Source organism: Pseudomonas sp. F-14 TE3482 (assembly GCF_053629455.1).
In genome coordinates, this window is sequence record NZ_JBRJII010000001.1 from 2,353,490 (window position 1) to 2,374,547 (window position 21,058).

Below are 21,058 nucleotides of genomic sequence, written 5' to 3' on the forward strand. Positions count from 1 at the left end.
ATTCTGCGGGTAGTCGATAATTACCCTGTGTGGATGGTTTGGCAGTTTTGTGGCGAGGGGGCTTGCCCCCGTTGGGCTGCGAAGCGGCCCCTGAACCGCGTGAGATCCCGCCTCAGTCTGTGGTCGCCATCGCCGTCAGCGGTGCGGGCTTAGGCCGATGGAATAGCCGCTCGAGCCACAAGTATATGACCGGCGTGGTGAACAGCGTCAGCGCCTGGCTCACCAGCAAACCGCCGACTACTGCGATGCCCAATGGCTGACGCAGTTCGGCGCCGGTGCCGTAGCCGAGCATCAGCGGCAGGGCGCCGAGCAAGGCGGCGAGGGTGGTCATGATGATCGGCCGGAACCGCGTCATACACGCCTCATAGATCGCTTCTTCCGGCGGCAAGCCACGGTTGCGCTGGGCCTCCAGTGCGAAGTCGATCATCAGGATGCCGTTTTTCTTGACGATGCCGATCAGCAACACCAGCCCGATCAGCGCCATGATCGAAAAGTCCTGGCCGCAGATCCACAGCATGATCACCGCCCCGAGCCCCGCCGAGGGCAGCGTCGAAATGATGGTCAGCGGGTGCACGAAGCTTTCATACAGAACGCCAAGAATGATGTACACCGCCACCAGCGCCGCCAGAATCAGCCACGGTTGGCTGGCCAGCGAACTCTGAAACGCCTGGGCCGCGCCCTGGAAATTACCGCTGATCGCCACCGGCATGCCGATGTCGGTCTTGGCTTGGTTGAGCATGATCACCGCATCGCCCAACGCGATGCCGGGCGCCAGGTTGAACGACAGGTTGGCCGCCGGGAACATCCCGTCGTGAGCGATGGACAACGGGCCGATGGTTGGCGCATCGAATTTCGCCAGGGCCGACAGCGGCACCATTTCTCCGCTCAGCGGCGAGCGCAGGTAGAAATAATTGAGGCTTTCGGCCTTGCCGCGCTGCTTGGTGTCCAGTTCCAGAATCACGTTGTATTGGTTGGTCTGGGTCTGGAACTCGTTGATCTGCCGCTGACCGAAGGCGTCGTACAGCGCCTCGTCGACATCACTGGCGGTCAGGCCGAAACGCGCCGCCGCGCTGCGGTCGATGCTGATGTAGGTGATGCTGCCGCCCAGTTGCAGGTCATTGGACATGTCGCGGAACGCCGGGTTGCCGCGCAGTTTTTCCGTCAGGCGCTGGGTCCAGGTGCTCAGGAGTGCCCCGTCGTTGCTCTTGAGCACGTATTGGTACTGCGCACGGCTCGGGCCGGCGCTGAGGTTGATGTCTTGCCCGGCACGCAGGTACAGCACGATGCCCGGGACTGTCATCAGCTGCGGGCGAATCCGGTCGATGAATTGGCTGGCTGACACGTCTCGGTCGCCGCGTTTTTTCAGCGAAATCCAGAAGCGGCCGTTGGCGATGGTCTGGTTGCTGCCCGCAACGCCGACCGAGTGTGAGAACGTCTCGACGGCAGGATCGGCGGCGACGATTTCGGCCATTGCCAAGTGTTTTTTCACCATGTCGCCGTAGGAGATGTCCGCCGCTGCTTCGGTGGTGCCAAGAACGAAACCGGTGTCTTGTACCGGGAAGAAGCCTTTAGGGATAAAGATGTAACCGGCGACGGCCAGCCCCAGCGATAGACCGAATACACCGATCATCAACTTCTGATGGGCGAGGGCGCGGCGCAAGCCTTTCTCATACAGCGCCAGCAAGCGCTCGCCGAAGCCCGATTGGCTGTGTTCCGGCGCACGCATGAATAGCGCGGCCAACGTCGGTGCGAGCGTCAGGGACACCACCACAGAAATCATGATGGTCGAGGTGGCGGTCAGGGCGAACTCCTTGAACAACCGCCCGACCACGCCGCCCATGAACAGCAGCGGAATGAACGCCGCCACCAGCGAGAAACTGATCGAGACCACGGTAAAACCGATCTCGCCGGCGCCCTTGATGGCCGCCTCGCGCATGCCGTCGCCGGCTTCCAGGTGACGGTGAATGTTTTCCACCACCACAATCGCATCGTCCACCACAAACCCGACGGACACCACGATCGCCACCAGCGTCAGGTTATTCAGGCTGAAACCCATGATGTACATCAGGGCAAAACTGGCGATCAGCGACACACCGAGCACCGACGCCACGATCAGGGTCGCCGACAACTGCCGCAGGAATAGCGCCATTACCGCTACCACCAGCAGGATCGCGATCAGCAGGGTGATTTCCACTTCATGCAACGACGCGCGGATGGTCTGGGTGCGGTCGACCAGCACGTTGACCTGCACCGAGGCCGGCAGCATGGCCTCCAGCGCCGGCAGGGCTGCTTGAATTCGGTCGACGGTCGCGACGATGTTGGCTCCCGGTTGCCGGAAAATCACCAGGTTCACCCCCGGCTTACCATCAGCCCAGGCCTGGATGTAGGCGTCTTCCGAACCGTTGACGACTTTGGCCACATCCTTGAGATGAACCGGTGCGCCGTCCTTGTAGGAAACAATCAGCTGACCGTATTCCTCGGGGTGGAACAATTGGTCGTTGGTGGACAAGGTCGAAATGCTCGACTCGCCGTACAACGCACCTTTGGCCAGATTGAGGCTGGTCTGCTGGATTGCCAGACGAATGTCCGCCAGGGTCAGGCCAATGGCAGCGAGTTTGTCTGCTGATGCCTGCACGCGGATCGCAGGACGTTGCTGACCGGTGATGTTGATATTACCTACGCCGTCGATCTGGCTGATCTGACGGGCGAGCAGGGTTTCCACCAGGTCACTGACTTCGGTGCCGGGCATTTGCGGCGAGTTGATGCTGAGGATCAGCACCGGGCTGTCGGCCGGATTGACCTTCCTCCAGTTCGGCAGGTTCGGCATGTCTTTGGGCAGTTTGCCGGCGGCGGTGTTGATCGCGGCCTGGACTTCCTGCGCGGCGGTATCGATGCTTTTGTCGAGGGTGAATTGCAGGGTCAGAATGGTCGAGCCCAGGGCGCTGCTCGAGGTCATCTGGGTCACGCCGGGGATGGCGCTGAATTGCACTTCAAGCGGCGTGGCCACCGACGAGGCCATGGTTTCGGGGTTGGCGCCAGGCAGTTGTGCGGCCACCTGGATGGTCGGGAATTCCGCTTCCGGCAGTGGCGCAATCGGCAGTCGCGGGAAGGCGATGACACCGAGCAGCACCAAGGCAAAGGTCAGCAGGACCGTCGCCACCGGATGATCGATGCACCACGCGGAAATCGAGCCATGGCCCTTCATGGTTTCGGCTCCGATTGCACCACTTGCGGTGGGTCGGTCACTACCTGCACGGTCGAACCCGGTTTGAGCCGCGAATGCCCGTCGCTGACCAGCACATCGCCTGGTTTCACGCCTTTGATGAGGTCCTGGCCGCTGCCTTGATAAACCATCTGCACCTGAACGGCTTCGACCTTGTCGCCGTTGACCCGGTAGACGAAATGTTGATCGAGGCCACGTTGTACGACGCTGGGTGGCACCACCAATGCATTTTTATCCAGTGCTGTCTGAATCTTTACCGTTACCAGCAGGCCCGGCCAGAGTTTCTGTGCGGGGTTGGCGAACTCGGCCTTGGCACGGATGGTCCCGGTATTGGCGTTGATCTGGTTGTCGATCAGGGTCAGGCGGCCTTCGCCTAGCAGGTTGCCGGTTTCGCCGTCGGTGTCGGCACCGATGTAAGCCTTGACCGGCGTGTGCCGGGGATCGTTGATCAGGCCTTGCAGGGTCGGCAACAGGTGTTGCGGCAGGGAAAATTCCACGGCGATCGGGTCGATCTGGGTCACGGTGAACAAGCCTTGGGTGTCAGTCATGCGCAGGAAATTGCCTTCATCCACTGTGCGAATACCGACGCGACCGGTGACCGGGGAGCGAATCTGTGTGTAAGAAAGCTGCACCAGAGCGGCATCGATCGAGGCCTGATTTCCTTGGGCGGTAGCTTTGAGTTGGTTGACCAGGGCTTGTTGCTGGTCGTAGGTCTGCTTGGACACACCGTCGTCGACGGTCAGCAGTTTGTAGCGTTTGAGGTTGACCTGCGCCACTTGCAGTTGCGCCTGACTTTCGCCCAGTTGCGCCCGGGCCTGGTCGAGGCTGGCGCGGATCGAGCGGTCGTCGATGGTGGCCAGCAGATCACCTTTGTTCACCAGTTGACCTTCCTTGACCAGCAGTTTGGTGAGGATGCCGTCGATCTGGGGGCGCACGACCACGCTGTGCAACGACAGCACCGAGCCAATGCCGCTGATGTAGCGGGGCACGTCTTTTTCGGCGACGCTGACCACTCGCACGGGGATGGCGGTGGAGGGGGCCAGTTTGGTGGTGGCGGGTTTGGCGGCGTACCACACGCCCAGCGCTGCCAGGGTGATCAGAAGGGCGGCGAACAGGGCGTTTTTTTTCTGAATTCGCATGCGAGTGGGGCGCCGGGCAGAGTGGTTGGAATTTTGTCAGGCTTATACCTTCCTTTATAAACCTGTTCGCCCGTCAGGAGAGTGACTGGTAACTGACGGCGCTGTCAGTTTGGACCTCTTTGGATTGATGCTGATTCCCCGTGATCAAAAGATCGCAGTCTCGTTTCACTCGACAGCGCTCCTACAGTAATCCGTGTCAGACGAATTCGGTGTCAGACGTGGGATTGATCGTTCTCATGCTCCCGCATGGGAATGCTGCCAGGGACGCTCCGCGTTCCGATTTGAATGTTTAACGGATGTGTCAAAACATGGAACTTTCCCACGCGTTTTTCAGGTTGTCGGTCGGACGCGGGCTCTCTAGTCTTTAGCTGTCGCTGCAAATTCAGCGACCGGGCGTGAGATCCCCGGCAACTAGTATGCATCTAGCGCCAATGCCACCATAATTGGCGCCAGCTTATCCGCTGCCTGTAAATGCGTTATGGCAGCTGTGTGCGGGCAGACTTCGGTCTGGCCGGTTGCCTGCTCCGGTGGATCTCACTCTGCACATAGCTGCCACCTCCTCGTCGCTTGAGATCCGGCGAGTGGTGGCACCCATTTCAGCAGGAGTTTGTATGGATAAGTTAATCCCCGACCCACCCTTCAACGCCACCACCCCCAACGCCGAAGCCTCGCGCACCGAAGAATTACTCAAAGATCGCGAAGCCATAAAACGCGCCCTCGATTACTACCTCGATCCCCCGGCGCCATACACCGAAAAAAAACGTCGCCCCAGCACCCTGTTCATGGTCGTCCCGGGTGCCGATACCGAAAGCCTGCTGGCCCACGCCTGTGAATCGTTGGCCTCAGCAAGTGTCCTGGCCAGCGATTTCGCCAACTACCTGACCGGCCCGCAGCGCCATACGGCGATGGCGATTCAGCAGGTCATCATGCTGGCGGAGTTGGTAGTGAATCGGGCGCTGGATAACGTCGATCCGGCGTAGACCGCGTTATCGTTCATCGCGAGCAAGCCCGCTCCCACAGGGTTCATCGTCGTTCGCAGATTCGGTGTACGACACAATGCACCTGTAGGAGCGAGGCTTGCCCGCGATAGCGGCCGGTCGGTCAGCACAAAACCCGACGGACTCACTTGCGGCGTGAAGCTTGCGGCTCCCGACACAGGTATACTGCCGCCTTTCGCGGCTCGCCTACCGGGCCCGACTCTTTAAGCATCACCCGGAGCTTTCATGACTTCCCCGACACAACCGCCGGTTGCCGACGCTTTGAGCGACGACCAGGCAGACCTGCCAGCCAGCGTCGACTCCAGCGCAGACAGCGAAACCAAAGCGGCGATTCCAGCGTTCAAGTTTCCATTCAAACCAGGTGAATTGGCTGCGGCGAAGAATGCCAGCCAGCCTTGGTACAAGAATGGCGCGAAGAATGGCCATACCAAGACTCCCGGCGCAGCACCTCCCGGCACGCGTCGTTCGATGGGTAAACGCTGAGAGTCAGTGCATTTTGTTGGCGGGTCACTATTCCTCCCGCCAATGAGACAGTTCCCACAAGAGCGCGCGATTACTCCTCTAGGAAAGACGGTTGTCATTCATCAAGAATTCATGCCCTGTGAATTTTTGATGAAGGTCGCCAGATGTCTCTGCTGAAAACCCTGTCCCTGCTCTCTCTGGTGGCCCTGACCTCCGGCTGCGTGTCCTCTGCGGTCGATCCGCAGATCCGCTTCGGGGTCGAAGCCCTGGTTCCACCGTTCGAGAGCCGTAACGACAAAGGTGAGCTAGTCGGATTGAACATCGAGTTGGGCAACGCACTGTGTGCCGAGCTCGAATCCCGCTGTGTCTGGATCGATCAGGATTACGCGACTAACCTCCATGCCCTTGAAGCCGGCCGCTTCGACGTGATCATGCCGATGACGGCTACACAGGCGCGGCGCGAGCGGGTCGATTTCACCGACAATCTTTATCCCCTGAGCAGCCGTCTGGTAGCGCGCAAAGGCGCGACGTTGCAACCGGATGTGCAATCGCTCAAAGGCAAGCGTATCGGCGTCCTGGCGGGCACCAGTCGTGAAGCGTTCGCCAAGGCGCGTTGGGCGGACGCGGGCGTAACGGTGCGCAGTTTTCAATTCAACGATCAGTTGATTACCGGTCTTCTGGCGGGCGAGATCGATGCCACCCTGCAAGACTCCATCGAAATCACTCAAGCCTTGCTAAGCCAACCTCAAGGACAGGCGTTCGACTTTGCCGGTCCTGCCCTCAACGATCCGATGCTGGGCAATGGTGTGGCGATGGCTGTGCGCAAAAGCGACACCCGCTTGCGCGATAACCTGAATGCAGCCCTTGAGCGTCTCAAGCAAAATGGCCAGTACCAAGCGATAACCGAGCGCTGCTTGCCACCAGCAGTACCCGATTCACCACGTTACTTTCCGAATGAAGAAGGCTTGCCATTTTCCGATGCGGTACAGGCCGGTGAGACCCTTTATCTTTCCGGGATGCTCGGTCTGGATGCTGATGGCCAACTGGTCAAGGGCGGGATTGGCCCACAAATGACCCAGGCCATGGAGAACCTGCGCACCGAACTGCAACGTCGAGGCTCATCCCTCGCTCATGTGGCCAAATGCACGGTCATACTTGACGATATCAAAGACTTCGATGCCATGAATGCGGTTTACCGCCGGACTTTCCCAGCCGATCGCCTACCTGCCCGGACAACGTTCGCGGCTAAAAAACTGCTGGCGAATGCTCGGGTGGAAGTCGAATGCCTTGCGGTTGCTGCTCGCTGACTCACCATCAGACAAGCCACTGTGCAACTAAAGTTGTGCAGTGGTTGGGTGTTTCAGGCTGCCCGCAACGAAATAAACGCATAGCTAACCGGTGTATCGGTTGCCACCTGTGCGCCCGCCGCCTGCACTTGCCCGGCAATATCCTCACCCGACACGTGAAACAGCCAATCACTGCTCGACTCCATCTGCGATTGCGCTGAAATCTGATCGATAACCGTGGCAAACGCGTTCATATCCGGCAAATAAGCGGTAAATCCATCGCCCTTCAACGCTGTCGTCCGAATCCCCAATAACGCGCAAATCGCCTCCTTGGCCTGAATCTCATCGCGATCGGCCTGACGGGAGCGCTGGATCAATCCCGTCAGTTCCTGATCCACCAGCTCACCCCCGATGATTAAATCCGGCCCTGTTACCCAGGACTCGGGCGGGCATTCCTTGATAGATGGGTTGAGCGGGATGTGCGGGTTGATTTCCATCGGATAGATGCGGCACACCAGTGGTCGGCGTTCGTAGATGCGGCAGAGGTTGTCTTCGTCAAGATTCCGGCAGGGGCCGACGTTGTACGCGGCAAAGGTGATCGCCACATGCGCCTCGCAGGCGCCGCTTCGAACCACCACCGAACGGCGTTCGGCGTGTTCACGTTGCTGCGCGGGCAGGCCCAGGCCATTGGCGAGGAAGGCCTCCACCAGCACGATCACCTGACCGCCATCGGCCGCCCACATCCGGGCTTCGGCCAGTGTCAGGGGTACATGGTGGTCGTTGCAGCATTTGCCACAACCTACGCAGGAAAACGTTGTATTCATTGAACGGCCAGTCACCTGTGAGGGCATGAAATGGCGACAAAAAGCCACCGCAAGGGCCTGTGCCGAAGCAAGTTATGCGCCATTCACTGCGCTTTTGCTGTTGGGCGGATGGAGTCCCACTCGGTTACGTAGGCGGTTTTGCTTTTCTTGTTGTAGAGGCACAGCTCGGTGCCTTGCTGGCCTTTCATGTGTTTTTGCGGGTACTGGCCTTGCAGCAGGAGCGCGGTATAACCGACCCGATCATCGAACTGCGCGGCGTTGCCGATGGGTTTGACGTTCTTCAGGGCGCTGGTTTTGGTGCAACTGGCGAGCACGGCTTTGTCGTAGGCGGCCCAGGCTTCGGGACTGGAGGCGTGGGCTTGGGTGGCGAGGGCGGTGAGGCAGAGGAAGGTCAGGGTGGTGGCTTTCATGGTTTGGGCATCCTTGGCGTGTAGTGGCCGAGGTCGGAGTATGCCTGATGGTTTTGGGTGGTTGTGCGGGCGTCTTCGCGCGCAAGCCACGCTCCCACAGGGATCACCTGAATCCTGTGGGAGCGAGGCTTGCCCGCGAAAGCGGTGTCAGGTTGGAACCGGTTCCCGGCGGACCACATACATCCCGGCACTTTCATACAAACGCTGGGCCCGAAGGTTGTTTTCCAGCACCTTCAGATCCACAAAGCCTTCGCGACGTTGCTGAAACACCTTGAAAGCATTGAGCAGCAGCGCACGGCCAAGTCCGAGGCCTTGAGCGCGCGGATGCACCACCAGGCTCTTGATGTAGGCACTGGTCCAGCACTGGGCAACGCCGACGATTCCTTCGGCGTCGAACGCAATGAAGCACAGGGACGGATCGTATTCGGGATCGGTTTCGAAACGCTGTTGCCAGACTTCCAGCGCCGGTACGCGACCGCCACCTTCCCGATAGCCGAGTTCCATCAAGTGATGGACGGCTTCGGCGAGTTCAGGACGGTACTCGGTCAACTCAATGCCATTTGGCCAAGTGCAAGGCGGCACATCCTCAGCGAGGTTGCGCCGCATCAGAAAACAAAAGTCCTCGGCCACCACTCAATGACCTTGTTCGGCGACGGCCCTGGCCGCCGCGATCAGGCATTTGGTCAATTCCGGCGAGGAGAATTTGGTCAACACGGCGTTGGCCCCGGCCAGTCGAGCCTTCTCGCTGTTCATCGCGCTGTCCAGCGAGGTGTGCAGCAACACATAGAGGTGCGAGAAGTCCGGCGTTTCGCGCAATGTGCGGGTGAGGGCATAGCCGTCCATTTCCGACATTTCGATGTCCGAGACGATCAGGTTGATCTGCTGGGCGGTGCCTTGCAGGTCCAGCAGGCAGTCGATGGCTTCCTTGGCGCTGCGAGCGGTGTGGCATTGCAGGCCGAGGTTGCGCAGGGTGTGTACCGATTGTTGCAGGGCGACCTGGCTGTCATCGACCACCAGGATTCGCGCGTTGCCGAGGACTTCGGCGTCTTCCATGCTCAGTTCGGTGGGGGCCGTTTCGATCTGCGCCGGAGCGATGCCGTGGATGACCTTTTCGATGTCCAGCACCTGCACCAAAGTGCCGTCGACCGAGGTCACGCCGGTGATGTACGAGCGCACGCCGCCGGAACCGAAGGGCGGTGGACGGATGTCGGTGGTCAGGCAATGGACGATCTTGCTCACCGCCTGAACATGCAGGCCCTGTTTGGAGCGGCTGACGTCGGTGACGATCAGGCAGCCACCGTTCGGGTCTTCCAGCGGTCGCTCGCCGATGGCGCGGCTCAGATCGATCACCGACAGCGATGCGCCGCGCAGGGTGGCGATGCCTTTGACGTGGGGGTGCGACTCCGGCAGCCTGGTCAACGGCGGGCAGGGGATGATTTCGCTGACTTTCAGCAGGTTGATCGCCATCAGCTTGCCGCTGCGCAAGGTAAACAGCAGAAGCGAAAGTGAATCTGCGCGGGCTTTGTTGGAAGACATAAAAACCTTCTGTGGAGAAAGGTGATGGGCGATTGTGAGGATCGCCAACAGCTATCGATGCCGGGTTATCGACTTGTGAGGGGCAGGCTTTAGGAGTAATCCCCATTACCGCCTAAACAGTGAACCCCTGTGGCGAGGGAGCTTGCTCCCGTTCGGCCGCGAAGCGGTCGTGAAACCAGCAATGAGGTTCTACTCTGGAAAAAGCGGGAGCGCTACGCACTCCAACGGGAGCAAGCTCCCTCGCCACAAGGGTACGACGTTATCCAGGTGAGACTATTTCATACCCAACCGCTTGGCCATCCGTCCAAGGTTCGCCCGATCCAGGCCCAGCTCCCGGGCCGCGCTGGCCCAGTTGTTCTGGTGCCGTTGCAGGCAAGCGCTGATCAGTTGGCGCTGATAATGCTCGGTGGCCTCACGCAAATCCCCTGCAATTAATGCCGCCGCCGGTGCCGCAACCACCGGTTCCGGCACGGGTTCAATGCTGCCGTTGGGCAAGTCCAGATCCGCCGCACTCAAACTGAGAATCTTCGGCCGTTGCTTGCAGTTACCCAACGCCTTCAACGCACTGCGACCAATCAAATGCTCCAGCTCCCGCACGTTCCCCGGCCAGTCATACGCCAATAGTGCCGCTTGCGCATCACTGGTCAGGCGCAGGCTGTTGAGGCCCATGCGTGAGCGGTTTTGTTCCAGGAAGTAGCCGCTGAGCAGCAGCACATCCCGACCGCGATCGCGCAGTGCGGGCACCAGTAGCGGGTAAACGCTCAGGCGATGATAGAAGTCGGCACGGTAGCGACCGCTGCGCACTTCTTCAGCCAGGTCACGGTTGGTCGCGGCGATCAATCGCACGTCGACCTGATGTTCCTGGTCCGACCCCAGACGCTGCAATTGCCCGCTCTGCAGCACTCGCAGCAATTTGGCCTGCACCGTCAGCGACAGTTCGCCCACTTCATCGAGAAACAACGTACCGCCATTGGCCAGCTCGAACTTGCCGCGCCGATCATTCGTCGCGCCGGTGAAAGCCCCGCGCACATGGCCGAACAATTCGCTCTCCACCAGCGTGTCTGGCAGGGCGGCGCAATTGAGGCTGATGATCGGTTTGTCGGCCCGTGGGGACGCCGCGTGGATGGCTTGGGCCACCAGCTCTTTGCCGACTCCGGTTTCGCCGGTGATCAGCACCGTCAGGTCACTGCCGCCCACCAGGCTGATCTCTTCCACCAGTCGTTTGTAAGTCTTGCTCTGGCCGATCATTTCGCGGTTCTGCTGGCCGCTGGCCTGACGGTAAACCTCGGCGCGCTGATGTTCGTCCTCGACGCGATTGGCCAGTCGTTCGATGCGCTCGGCGGCGTTGACCGTGGCGGCGGCGAGGCTGGCGAAGGCTTGCAGGGCGTCCAGTTCGATCGGTTCGAAACGTTCAGGGTCGAGCGCGTCGAGGGTCAGCAAACCCCACGGACGCTCGTCAATAAACAGCGGGCAGCCCATGCAGTCGTGGACCTCCAGATGTTCGTGAAGACCATCGACCAGACCGTCATAAGGATCGGGCAAATCACTGTCGGCGGCGAAGCGAGTCGGGCCGGGGCTGCTGAGCAACGCTTCGAAGCGCGGGTGTTCGCTGACTTTGAAGCGTCGACCGAGGGTGTCGGTGCTCAACCCGTCCACCGCCAGCGGCACCAGCCATTCGCCATCGAGCCGCAGCAGGGCCGCGGCGTCGCACGGGAGCAGGGCGCGCATGGCTTCGAGCAAGCGTCGGTAGCGCTCGCCTTCGGGCAGTTCGCGGGACAGGTCGGAGACCAGGGGCAGCAACGTCGTGAGCAGTAATTTTGCAGTCATAATGACTCCGTGTAGTCGGTGTGACTATAAAACGTCGCGTGTCGATATGACTACTGTGTTTTTAACCTACTGATTTATAACGTTTTAATTGTTGGCATGGAAACTGATAAGTAAAGGTTATTCATATAAAGCCCAGGGGTTGCTCTTATGCTTAGCGTTCAAGACCGTGCCATCATCAAGTCCACCGTGCCGTTGCTGGAAAGCGGCGGCGAAGCGTTGATCACTCACTTCTACCGCATGATGCTCTCCGAATATCCGGAAGTCCGTCCGCTGTTCAACCAGGCCCACCAGGCCAGCGGCGATCAGCCTCGCGCCCTGGCCAACGGTGTATTGATGTATGCGCGGCACATCGACCAGCTCGATCAGTTGGGCGACCTGGTGGCCAAGATCATCAACAAGCACGTGGCCCTGCAGATCCTCCCGGAGCATTACCCGATTGTGGGTAGCTGCCTGTTGCGAGCCATTTCCGAAGTGCTGGGCGAAGAGATTGCCACGCTTGAAGTGATGAGCGCATGGGGCGCGGCCTACGGTCAATTGGCCGAGATCCTGATCGGCGCCGAAGCCAGCATCTACGACCAGAAGGCCCAGGCGCCGGGCGGCTGGCGTGGTGCGCGGGAGTTCATCGTGGTGGCCAAGGTCGAGGAGAGCGCGGAAATCATTTCTTTCTACTTCGAACCGGCGGACAAGGGCCCGATTCTCGCGGCAGAGCCTGGCCAGTACATCGGCATGAAACTGATCCTCGATGGCGAAGAAATTCGACGTAACTATTCGCTGTCGGCGCTGGCCAATAAGGGCCAGTACCGCATCAGCGTCAAGCGCGAAACCGGCGGCCGCGCTTCCAACCATTTGCACGATCAACTGCACGTCGGCGCAAGCATTATGCTGTTCCCGCCAGCGGGCGATTTCACCCTGACCGCCAGCGACAAACCGTTGGTGCTGATCAGTGGCGGCGTCGGCATCACCCCGACGCTGGCGATGCTCGAAGCGGCGCTGGCGACCGAGCGGCCGGTGCACTTTATTCACTGCGCGCGTAACGGTAGCGTGCATGCTTTCCGTGACTGGATCGATGGGCTGGCCGAGCGTCATCCGCAGCTCAAGCGTTTTTATTGCTATGCCGAAGACGATGGCATCAGCCCGGCGGCGGACAAGGTTGGCCTGTTGAGCCAGGAGCAACTTGGCGCGTGGTTGCCAAAAGAACGCGATGTGGATGCGTACTTCCTGGGGCCTAAAGGCTTCATGGCGGCGATCAAGCGTCACCTCAAGGCTTTGGGTGTGCCAGAGAAGCAGAGCCGTTACGAGTTCTTCGGGCCGGCTGCCGCGCTGGAATAACTCTCTGGGCGGTTGCTGAGGGCCGGGTCGGTGTTTCGCTAATTTGCGAAGCACCGACCCGGCCTTTTTTGCATTTGGCTAGCACCCGACCAGAGGCCGGGTATAAGGCTGTCTGCCCGATTGACGGATAATACGTAAAAGTCCAGTATGGAATTCTAAGTACAAAAAAGGTTTCCCCGTTTCATTTTTTCTTCTGTCTTGCCAAACCAACAACAACCCGCGAGAGAACGAATATGAAGAAATTCCCCCTCATCACCGGTCTGGCCCTGAGCCTGTTGGCGTGCAGTAGCTTGTTCGCCGCCGAGAAAGACCTGCGTATCGGTATCGAAGCGGCTTATCCGCCGTTTGCGTCCAAAACCGACAAAGGCGAGATTGTCGGCTTTGACTACGACATCGGCAATGCGCTGTGCGCGCAGATGAAGGTCAAGTGTGTGTGGGTCGAAGGCGAGTTCGACGGTCTGATTCCTTCCCTGAAAGTGAAGAAAATCGACATGGCGCTGTCGTCCATGACCATCAACGAAGACCGTAAGAAATCGGTGGATTTCACTCACAAGTATTACTTCACCTCATCGCGTCTGGTGATGAAGGACGGCGCAGTGGTGGATGACCAGTACGCCAGCCTCAAGGGCAAGAATATCGGCGTGCAGCGCGCAACCACCACCGACCGTTACGCCACCGAGGTTTTCGAACCCAAGGGCATCAACGTCAAGCGCTACAGTAACAACGAAGAAATCTACATGGACCTGGCAGCCGGTCGTCTCGATGCGATTTTTGCCGACACCATCCCGTTGAGTGACTTCCTGGCGATGCCGCGTGGCAAGGGCTATGCGTTTGTCGGGCCGGAATTGAAAGACCCGAAGTACGTGGGTGAGGGCGCCGGGATTGCCGTGCGCAAGGGCAACACGCAGTTGGTGGCGGATCTGAACAAGGCGATCGACGAGATTCGCGCCAGTGGCGAGTATCAGAAGATTTCGCAGAAATATTTCAAGTCGGATATCTACGGCGATTGATCAATCGCCATCGCGGGCAAGCCCGCTCCCACAGGTTCAGCGGTGTACTCATATATGTGCACGACACGGACACTGTGGGAGCGGGCTTGCCCGCGATGAGGCCGGAACAGTCTCTGCAAATCTTTAGCCCTTCAATTCCTTCAAATGCTTGTACACCGTCGCCCGCCCCATGTTCAGCACATTGGCCACATAGTTGGAGGCGCTTTTGCCTTTGAAGGCGCCTTCGGCGTGCAGCGCCAGCACCAGTTCGCGTTTGTGGTCGCGGGTCAGCACGTTCAGGCTCAACTGACGCTCGCGCAGCCAGGCGTGCAGAAAGGTGTTGATCCGTTCCTGCCAGTCATCGCGAAACAGTGAGTCCGGTTGCGGGATCAGCTTGGTCGGCGACAGGAACAAATCCAGCGCCGCTTTCGCGTTCTCGAATAGCGAAATATTCAGGTTGATGCACAGGACCGCCAGCGGACGACCCTCGCTGTCGCGCAGCACGCTGCTGAGGCTGCGAATCTTCTGGCCGTCCCAGTTGAGCTTTTCGTACGGCCCGATGTTTCGTTCGCTGACCTCTTCGCTGAGCATGTCTTCCAGCGATGAGTCGTCGCCGATTTCCCGTTTGGACAGGTTGTTGGCGATGTAATCGACCTTCTGCGTGCGCAGGTCGTGCAGCACCACCTCGGCATGAGGGAAGAACAACGTGGCGATGGCATCGGCAATCGCGCGGAAGTTGTCCATGGACGTAGCGTCCAGTGCCGAGTCTTTTTCAGGTGCGTTCATACAGTGGAACTCCAGGCAGCGTCAGTGCCCCGTTAAAAAGGGGCACTGGAAGTTTGCCGCAATCGTGTGGACACGTCACCTGACGGGCAGGATCAGCTCAGGCGGGCGGGGGAGAGCATCTCGGCGTCCAGGCCGAAACGGGTGAGCTGCTCGGGCAAGGCTTCGCCGCGTACCAGTGCAGCGCTGGCCTGGCCCATGGCCGGAGACGTCTGGATGCCGTAGCCGCCTTGCGCCGCGACCCAGAACAGCCCCGGCACCTGCTGATCGAAGCCGGACAGCAAATCCCCGTCGCGAACGAAACTGCGCAGGCCGGCCCAGGTGCGGGTCGGGCGGCGAATGGTCAGGGTGGTGGCTTCTTCGATCTGGTAAATGCCCATGGCGATGTCCAGCTCTTCGGGCTGCACGTCGTGCGGTTCTACCGGGTCGGCGTTGGCCGGTGAGCCGAGGAACATGCCAGCGTCGGGCTTCATGTAGAAGGATTCATCGAGGCTGACCAGCATTGGCCAATCATGGATATCCAGGCCCTCGGGGCCGGCAAAGATAAATGCTGCGCGGCGTTTGGGTTGCAAACCCATTGGTTTGGCACCGGCCAGCTCGCCAATCTTGTCGGCCCAGGCACCGGCAGCGTTGATGATGATCGGCGCGCTGAAGGTCTGAGTGTTGGTTTGAACCTGCCACTGCCCTTCGGCATCACGGCTCAGGCTCAACACCTCGCTGTCGGTATGAACCTCACCTTTATTGCGCCGGATACCGCGCAGATAGCCCTGATGCAGAGCATCGGTATCGATGTCGCTGGCGGTCGGGTCGTAGATCGCGCCATGGACTTTTTCCCGACGCAGGATCGGCAGGCGCGCACAGGCTTCGTCGGCGCTGAGCCATTGCATTTGCGGCACTGTGGCTTTGGCGCTCAGGTATTGATTGCTCAGCTCGGCCGGATCGCCGGTGAAGTCGACGGTCATCTCGCCGCGCGGGGTCAGCAATGGGTGTTCGCAGAAACCGGGCGGTGGAGCGTCGAAGAAGTCGCGGCTGGCCTGGGTCAATGCCCGAACCTGCGGTGTGCCGTAGGCGGCGGTGAACAGCGCCGCCGAGCGTCCGGTGGAGTGATAGGCCGGATGGGATTCGCGTTCGAGCACAATCACCCGCCCGTGCTGCGACAGCCAGAAACCGGTGGAAGCGCCGGCAATCCCGCCGCCGATGATGATGAAATCTGCCTGGCTCATGAACGTCTCCTGTGGGGGCGCAAATGCCGAAATGGTGGAATTCCCCTGTAGGAGCGAGGCTTGCCCGCGAAGGCGGCGTATCAGTAAACATAGATTGAGACTGACACACCGCCTTCGCGGGCAAGCCTCGCTCCTACAGGTTTATGGTGTTAGCGCTGTAGTTGGTAAAGGGCATTGGCCAGTGCGATATCTTCCAGGCCCAGGCCGATGGAGCGGAAGAACACCGGGCGGTCGTAGTCGGGGCGCTGCACTTTTTCGCTGAGCAAGTCGGGCAGGTCGCCGACAATCGAGCGCTTGTCCCAGCCATGCTGCTCACCGGCGATCAGCATTTCGCCGGCCGAGCCCGGAGTGGTTTGACGATAGTCACAGAACACCTGCATGTCATTGAGGCTCTGCGGCGGCACTTCATGGGCGCGTGGGGCGTTGGTGCTGATGGAGGTGATCAGCGCCGGTTTGCTCAACATTGACGGGTCTATCACCGGGCCGGCGGACGAGGTGCAGAGCATGATCACGTCGGCATCTTGAATCGCGGCTTCGCAACTGTCGACGAGGGTCAGCCGTGGATCGAGGCTTTTAAGCTGTGCCAGCGCTTCGGGATTCTTGCCGTTCAGGCTTGGCGAATAAAGGCTGATGCTTTGCCAGTCCCGCAGGCCCTTGACGTAGTGCAGGTGCGCCTGGGCCACGTTACCGCTGCCGATGATCGCCAGGCGCTGAGCGTTCAATGGAGCAAGGGCATCGACCGCCACCGCCGTCGTCGCGGCGGTGCGTGCGGTGGTCAATTCACCGGCATCGCAGAGCAGCAGCGGTTGGCCGGTCTGCATCGACATCAGCAGCGTCCAGGCGGTTACGAGCGGGCCTTGCTCGCGCACGATGTAGGGAGATGTCTTGACGCCATAGACCCCGTCTTCGGCCAGCACACCCAGGTAGTTGATGAAGTCCCCGGCACCCTGCGGGAATTCCACCAGCTGTTGTGCCGGCTGCACGGCTTGCCCGGCGGCCAGGTCGCGGAACAGCTTGCGCAGGATCTGCGGCACGTCAACGTGTGCCAGCAGTTCGCGGGCTTGAGGTTGGGTGATTACATAAGGCGTGCTGGGCATGGTCGGCTCCGGGCGCTGGAAGTAAACTAATTTGTCCATTATGGACTTTTAGTTATCTCTAGCAAGTCCTGTTGAAAAAGCCGGACGAAAAAAAAGCGCAGTCCGTTGCCGGCTGCGCCTCTTTCTGAAAGGCCCGAGTTACGGGCGCTTGCGCTCAACCGCCCGCAGCAGATGCGTCGGTGGCGTTTCACAACTGATCTTGCGACCCAGCAGTGCCTCGATGGACGGTAGCTGGTAGGAGTCGTCTTCACCGGCAAAACTGATGGACACGCCATCCGCGCCGGCACGGCCGGTACGACCGATGCGGTGCACGTAGTCGTCCGGGACTTCCGGCAGGGTGAAGTTGATCACGTGGCTGATGCCGTCGATGTGAATGCCGCGACCGGCCACATCGGTGGCCACCAGTACGCGAATCTTGCCTTCGCGGAAACCTTCCAGGGTCTTGATGCGCTTGTGCTGCGGCACATCGCCCGACAGTTGCGCCGCATTGACGCCATCGCGCACCAGGCGCTCTTCGATGCGCCGCACTTCGTCCTTGCGGTTGGCGAAGACCATTACCCGTTCCCAGCCGTTATCGTTGACCAGGTTGTAGAGCAGTTTGTATTTGTCGGCACCGGCCACCGCGTAGATGTGTTGCTCGACGTTTTCGCTGGCCACGTTCTGCGCTTCGATCTCGACGATCGACGGATCGGTGGTCCATTGCTTGGCGAGGTTCATCACGTCTTCGGTGAAGGTCGCGGAGAACAGCAGCGTCTGGCGCTCGTTCTTCGGCGGAGTCTGGCGAATGATCTGACGCACTTGCGGGATGAAACCCATGTCGAGCATCCGGTCGGCTTCGTCCAGTACCATGACTTCGACCATGTCCAGGTGCACGTCGCCACGCTGGTTGAAATCGAGCAAACGGCCCGGAGTGGCCACGAGGATGTCGCAGTGACGGGCTTCGAGGTGCTTGAGTTGCTTGTCGAAGTCCATGCCACCGACAAACGTCATGACGTTGAGGCCGGTGTACTTGGTGAGGTCGGCTGCGTCCTTGGCGATCTGCACCACCAGTTCCCGGGTCGGGGCGATGATCAGTGCTCGCGGTTCACCCATGTAGCGCTCTTTGGGCGGCGGGGTTTGCAGCAGCTGAGTGATGATCGAAATCAGGAAGGCAGCGGTTTTGCCGGTGCCAGTCTGGGCGCGACCGATGGCGTCTTTGCCCGCGAGGGTGAAGCCGAGCACCTGCGCCTGGATCGGCGTGCAATACGGAAAGCCCAGGTCCTGAATGGCGTGCATCAGTTCGGGGGCGAGTTTGAAATCGTGGAAGCGGGTTTTGCCTTCCTGGGGTTCGACGACGAAGTCTTCGAGTTTCCAGGGAATAACCGGCGCTTTTGGCTTGGGTTCGCGACGCGGTTTTGCCGGTTTCGGGGCTTCGCTGCGCGGCTGCTCAGAGGCGATGGGCTCGGCTGCGGGGGCGGTCGGTGTGGTCACCGGCTCGTGCTTCGGTGCCGCTACGGTTGCGGTCCGGCCAGGCTGATTACCGTCGGTGCGGTGGCTGGGAGTATGAGAAGGAGCGCTGGAGACTGGCGCGAGCTGCTCAGTCTCGCTTTTACCGAACATTTTCTTGAGTGCTTTGAGCACGGTCATCTCATCAATTGGTTAAGGAATATACGCCGGCCAGTGTAATGCAAGAATCGGGCGCGGCGTAGTGGGATGGATCAATGGGTAGCTTTTAGCGCAAACGCTCGGCGAGCCAGACGCCAATGTCGCGGATTTCTTCGGGTAACACTTCGTGGCCCATTGGGTATTCCTGCCATGTCACGGTGACACCATGTTGCTTTAAATACTCGTAGGCGGTCCGGCCCATGGAGTTTTGCACAACGTCATCGTACTGGCCGTGCAATGACAGCACCGGAATGCGTTGCTGGCTGGCGGAAAGCTCCAGTTCATCACTGAAGGTCGGGGCATAAGTCGAGAGGGCAAGTACGCCACCCAACGGTCCCTGCCATTTCAGAAAGGCCGTGTGCAACACCACGGCGCCACCTTGGGAAAAACCGGCGAGAAAGATGCGCGAGGCGTCTATTCCGCTGGCCTTCTGCTCTTCGATCAAATCAAAGACCCGTTGCGCGGATGCCTCCAGCTGCTCGCGGCTGATCGCCCGCGCCGGGCTCATTGCCAATATGTCGTACCAGCTTGGCATCTCATAGCCGCCATTAATGGTGACGGCGCGAGTCGGTGCCTGGGGCAAAACGAAACGGGTGCTGAGCAGGTTTTCCTGTAGCGCCTCGGCTACCGGCAAAAAGTCGTAGCGGTCGGCACCCAGCCCGTGAAGCCAGATTACGCAGGCGTCTGCGGGCTTGACGGGTTGAAGAATCAGGGGCTCGGTCATGTCTGCTCCATTGTTGTGCGTGCGCTCTCATTAAGTGCGAGGTTCGAGTGCGCAATGGGTTGATCAGTTAAGAAGATGTCGCAAGGTTGAAAGTTTTGCTATTGATCTTGCGCTGAATCGCTTTAGCGAGCGGTCTGGTACGGGCTTTGCTATGGGGAAGCCTGTGCAACCAATCTCATGCCTTGCGGTAACACTATCAGTGTATGGCTGGTCATGGGATAGCAAAGAATCCGGTGATGGATGTTCGCCAGTGGCCGCTACGGGCTTCGCGAACGTGAAAGGGCTACAGCCCGTTCGGCCGATTGGTGAGAAGGGAGTTGTCCATGATGTGGATTTTCTCCTACTAGACTCATAGCGACGGTCCTTACGTCGGTTGACCCTAAAAAAAGCCAACATGGGTCAACAACGCCTCATAAGGGTGCGACAGGGCTCAAGCTCCGACACAACAAGAGCAAAACTGGAGGTTTGAATGAAGTTATTGAAATCCACCCTGGCCATCGTGACTGCAGCCGCAGTACTCGGTGTCAGTGGGTTCGCTCAGGCGGGTGCAACCCTGGATGCAGTGCAGAAGAAAGGTTTCGTACAGTGTGGTGTGAGTGACGGTCTGCCGGGCTTCTCGGTTCCGGACTCCACTGGCAAGATCGTCGGTATCGATGCTGACTTCTGCCGCGCTGTGGCTGCTGCCGTATTCGGCGACGCGACCAAGGTCAAATTCAGCCAGTTGAATGCCAAGGAGCGTTTCACTGCTCTGCAGTCCGGCGAAATCGACGTGCTGTCGCGCAACTCCACCATGACCAGCTCCCGTGATGCGGGCATGGGCTTGAAGTTTCCAGGCTTCATCACCTACTACGACGGCATCGGCTTCCTGGCTAACAGCAAGCTGGGCGTGAAAAGTGCCAAGGAACTGGACGGTGCAACCATCTGCATCCAGGCCGGTACCACCACTGAGCTGAACGTCTCCGACTACTTCCGCGCCAATGGCCTGAAATACACCCCGATCACTTTCGACACCTCCGATGAAAGCGCCAAGTCGCTGGAATCCGGTCGTTGCGACGTGCTGACCTCCGACAAGTCCCAGCTGTTCGCCCAGCGCAGCAAGCTGGCCTCGCCGAAGGACTACGTGGTTCTGCCGGAAACCATTTCCAAGGAGCCCTTGGGCCCGGTCGTGCGTAACGGCGACGACGAGTGGCTGGCCATCGTGCGTTGGACTGGCTACGCCCTGCTCAATGCTGAAGAAGCAGGCGTGACTTCGAAGAACGTCGAAGCCGAAGCCAAATCCACCAAGAACCCTGACGTCGCTCGTATGCTGGGCGCTGACGGTGAATACGGTAAAGACCTGAAACTGCCGAAAGACTGGGTCGTGAAGATCGTCAAGCAAGTCGGCAACTACGGCGAGATGTTCGAGCGCAACCTCGGCAAGGATACTCCGCTGCAAATCGACCGCGGCCTGAATGCGCTGTGGAACGCTGGCGGCATTCAATACGCACCACCAGTGCGCTGATGGTTCTATCACCCGGTGGGCCAACCACCGGGTGATGTTCTGTTCCATTATTTCCGGGGCACT

The 21,058-nt window shown here is 59.7% G+C and carries 18 protein-coding genes; 6 read left to right on the forward strand and 12 right to left on the reverse strand.

What is annotated here, in order from left to right; genetic code table 11:
* Positions 1-112: 112 nt before the first annotated feature.
* Both AB7M26_RS10630 and AB7M26_RS10635 read right to left on the reverse strand, forming a co-directional pair.
* Entirely contained in the window at positions 113-3,205 is a 3,093-nt protein-coding gene (locus AB7M26_RS10630; RefSeq protein ID WP_429384164.1) for a multidrug efflux RND transporter permease subunit, read from the reverse strand.
* Positions 3,202-4,362 carry an efflux RND transporter periplasmic adaptor subunit gene (locus AB7M26_RS10635; protein WP_429384166.1) on the reverse strand — a complete coding sequence of 387 codons (1,161 nt, stop codon included), beginning with the start codon at positions 4,360-4,362 and terminating at the stop codon, positions 3,202-3,204. Before AB7M26_RS10635 ends, AB7M26_RS10630 begins: the two co-directional genes overlap by 4 nt.
* 611 nt (positions 4,363-4,973) lie before the next feature.
* Here AB7M26_RS10635 and AB7M26_RS10640 point away from each other — a divergent pair.
* The 3 genes from AB7M26_RS10640 to AB7M26_RS10650 all read left to right on the forward strand — a co-directional run bounded on the left by AB7M26_RS10640 (position 4,974) and on the right by AB7M26_RS10650 (position 7,129).
* Positions 4,974-5,342, forward strand: coding sequence for a DUF6124 family protein (locus AB7M26_RS10640; RefSeq protein ID WP_429384169.1), 369 nt, complete (start codon positions 4,974-4,976; stop codon positions 5,340-5,342).
* A 243-nt stretch (positions 5,343-5,585) separates the two neighbouring features.
* On the forward strand, positions 5,586-5,843 hold the full coding sequence (locus tag AB7M26_RS10645; protein WP_123494455.1) for a hypothetical protein: 258 nt from the start codon (positions 5,586-5,588) through the stop codon (positions 5,841-5,843).
* 143 nt (positions 5,844-5,986) lie between these two features.
* Positions 5,987-7,129, forward strand: a complete 1,143-nt coding sequence (locus AB7M26_RS10650; protein ID WP_429384171.1) for a transporter substrate-binding domain-containing protein — start codon at positions 5,987-5,989, stop codon at positions 7,127-7,129.
* 53 nt (positions 7,130-7,182) lie between these two features.
* Here the strand turns inward: AB7M26_RS10650 and AB7M26_RS10655 are convergent, their stop codons facing one another.
* The 5 genes from AB7M26_RS10655 to norR all read right to left on the reverse strand — a co-directional run bounded on the left by AB7M26_RS10655 (position 7,183) and on the right by norR (position 11,705).
* Entirely contained in the window at positions 7,183-7,932 is a 750-nt protein-coding gene (locus tag AB7M26_RS10655; protein ID WP_429384174.1) for a YkgJ family cysteine cluster protein, read from the reverse strand.
* Positions 7,933-8,015: 83 nt separating this feature from the next.
* On the reverse strand, positions 8,016-8,342 hold the full coding sequence (locus tag AB7M26_RS10660; RefSeq protein WP_429384176.1) for a hypothetical protein: 327 nt from the start codon (positions 8,340-8,342) through the stop codon (positions 8,016-8,018).
* Positions 8,343-8,489: 147 nt separating this feature from the next.
* Positions 8,490-8,948, reverse strand: coding sequence for a GNAT family N-acetyltransferase (locus AB7M26_RS10665; RefSeq protein ID WP_123494481.1), 459 nt, complete (start codon positions 8,946-8,948; stop codon positions 8,490-8,492).
* A gap of 27 nt (positions 8,949-8,975) precedes the next feature.
* A complete protein-coding gene (locus tag AB7M26_RS10670; RefSeq protein WP_123494450.1) occupies positions 8,976-9,878 on the reverse strand; it encodes a chemotaxis protein CheV in 903 nt (300 codons plus the stop codon).
* 273 nt (positions 9,879-10,151) lie between these two features.
* Positions 10,152-11,705: a nitric oxide reductase transcriptional regulator NorR gene (gene norR, locus AB7M26_RS10675; RefSeq protein WP_123494449.1), complete on the reverse strand. Its 1,554-nt coding sequence runs from the start codon at positions 11,703-11,705 to the stop codon at positions 10,152-10,154.
* 147 nt (positions 11,706-11,852) lie between these two features.
* On the opposite strand from norR, the gene hmpA reads away from it, so the two are divergent.
* Both hmpA and AB7M26_RS10685 read left to right on the forward strand, forming a co-directional pair.
* Positions 11,853-13,034, forward strand: a complete 1,182-nt coding sequence (hmpA, locus tag AB7M26_RS10680; RefSeq protein ID WP_123494448.1) for an NO-inducible flavohemoprotein — start codon at positions 11,853-11,855, stop codon at positions 13,032-13,034.
* Positions 13,035-13,267: 233 nt separating this feature from the next.
* The gene (locus AB7M26_RS10685; protein ID WP_123494447.1) at positions 13,268-14,044 is read left to right on the forward strand and encodes an ABC transporter substrate-binding protein; all 777 of its coding nucleotides are present in this window, start codon (positions 13,268-13,270) and stop codon (positions 14,042-14,044) included.
* 123 nt (positions 14,045-14,167) lie between these two features.
* Here the strand turns inward: AB7M26_RS10685 and AB7M26_RS10690 are convergent, their stop codons facing one another.
* From AB7M26_RS10690 to AB7M26_RS10710, 5 genes are all read right to left on the reverse strand, one after another.
* A complete protein-coding gene (locus AB7M26_RS10690; protein WP_038981650.1) occupies positions 14,168-14,809 on the reverse strand; it encodes a helix-turn-helix transcriptional regulator in 642 nt (213 codons plus the stop codon).
* 92 nt (positions 14,810-14,901) lie between these two features.
* Entirely contained in the window at positions 14,902-16,029 is a 1,128-nt protein-coding gene (locus AB7M26_RS10695; protein ID WP_123494446.1) for an NAD(P)/FAD-dependent oxidoreductase, read from the reverse strand.
* A 149-nt stretch (positions 16,030-16,178) separates the two neighbouring features.
* Complete coding sequence (locus AB7M26_RS10700; RefSeq protein WP_185022045.1) at positions 16,179-17,126, reverse strand: ornithine cyclodeaminase family protein; 948 nt, start codon at positions 17,124-17,126, stop codon at positions 16,179-16,181.
* 138 nt (positions 17,127-17,264) lie between these two features.
* Positions 17,265-18,752 (reverse strand): ATP-dependent RNA helicase RhlB, encoded by a 1,488-nt coding sequence (rhlB, locus tag AB7M26_RS10705; RefSeq protein ID WP_123494444.1) that lies wholly within the window; start codon positions 18,750-18,752, stop codon positions 17,265-17,267.
* 85 nt (positions 18,753-18,837) lie between these two features.
* Positions 18,838-19,494: an alpha/beta hydrolase gene (locus AB7M26_RS10710; protein ID WP_123494443.1), complete on the reverse strand. Its 657-nt coding sequence runs from the start codon at positions 19,492-19,494 to the stop codon at positions 18,838-18,840.
* A 469-nt stretch (positions 19,495-19,963) separates the two neighbouring features.
* Here AB7M26_RS10710 and AB7M26_RS10715 point away from each other — a divergent pair, with 469 nt between their 5' ends.
* Complete coding sequence (locus AB7M26_RS10715; RefSeq protein ID WP_123494442.1) at positions 19,964-20,995, forward strand: amino acid ABC transporter substrate-binding protein; 1,032 nt, start codon at positions 19,964-19,966, stop codon at positions 20,993-20,995.
* Positions 20,996-21,058: the final 63 nt, after the last annotated feature.

Coding starts and splice junctions, on each gene's coding strand:
- AB7M26_RS10645 (WP_123494455.1), top strand. CDS start 5,586: ATGACTTCCCCGACACAACCGCCGGTTGCCGACGCTTTGAGCGACGAC.
- AB7M26_RS10655 (WP_429384174.1), bottom strand. CDS start 7,932: ATGAATACAACGTTTTCCTGCGTAGGTTGTGGCAAATGCTGCAACGAC.
- AB7M26_RS10670 (WP_123494450.1), bottom strand. CDS start 9,878: ATGTCTTCCAACAAAGCCCGCGCAGATTCACTTTCGCTTCTGCTGTTT.
- AB7M26_RS10650 (WP_429384171.1), top strand. CDS start 5,987: ATGTCTCTGCTGAAAACCCTGTCCCTGCTCTCTCTGGTGGCCCTGACC.
- AB7M26_RS10635 (WP_429384166.1), bottom strand. CDS start 4,362: ATGCGAATTCAGAAAAAAAACGCCCTGTTCGCCGCCCTTCTGATCACC.
- AB7M26_RS10715 (WP_123494442.1), top strand. CDS start 19,964: ATGAAGTTATTGAAATCCACCCTGGCCATCGTGACTGCAGCCGCAGTA.
- AB7M26_RS10700 (WP_185022045.1), bottom strand. CDS start 17,126: ATGCCCAGCACGCCTTATGTAATCACCCAACCTCAAGCCCGCGAACTG.
- AB7M26_RS10690 (WP_038981650.1), bottom strand. CDS start 14,809: ATGAACGCACCTGAAAAAGACTCGGCACTGGACGCTACGTCCATGGAC.
- hmpA (WP_123494448.1), top strand. CDS start 11,853: ATGCTTAGCGTTCAAGACCGTGCCATCATCAAGTCCACCGTGCCGTTG.
- AB7M26_RS10710 (WP_123494443.1), bottom strand. CDS start 19,494: ATGACCGAGCCCCTGATTCTTCAACCCGTCAAGCCCGCAGACGCCTGC.
- rhlB (WP_123494444.1), bottom strand. CDS start 18,752: ATGACCGTGCTCAAAGCACTCAAGAAAATGTTCGGTAAAAGCGAGACT.
- norR (WP_123494449.1), bottom strand. CDS start 11,705: ATGACTGCAAAATTACTGCTCACGACGTTGCTGCCCCTGGTCTCCGAC.
- AB7M26_RS10630 (WP_429384164.1), bottom strand. CDS start 3,205: ATGAAGGGCCATGGCTCGATTTCCGCGTGGTGCATCGATCATCCGGTG.
- AB7M26_RS10665 (WP_123494481.1), bottom strand. CDS start 8,948: ATGCGGCGCAACCTCGCTGAGGATGTGCCGCCTTGCACTTGGCCAAAT.
- AB7M26_RS10685 (WP_123494447.1), top strand. CDS start 13,268: ATGAAGAAATTCCCCCTCATCACCGGTCTGGCCCTGAGCCTGTTGGCG.
- AB7M26_RS10695 (WP_123494446.1), bottom strand. CDS start 16,029: ATGAGCCAGGCAGATTTCATCATCATCGGCGGCGGGATTGCCGGCGCT.
- AB7M26_RS10640 (WP_429384169.1), top strand. CDS start 4,974: ATGGATAAGTTAATCCCCGACCCACCCTTCAACGCCACCACCCCCAAC.
- AB7M26_RS10660 (WP_429384176.1), bottom strand. CDS start 8,342: ATGAAAGCCACCACCCTGACCTTCCTCTGCCTCACCGCCCTCGCCACC.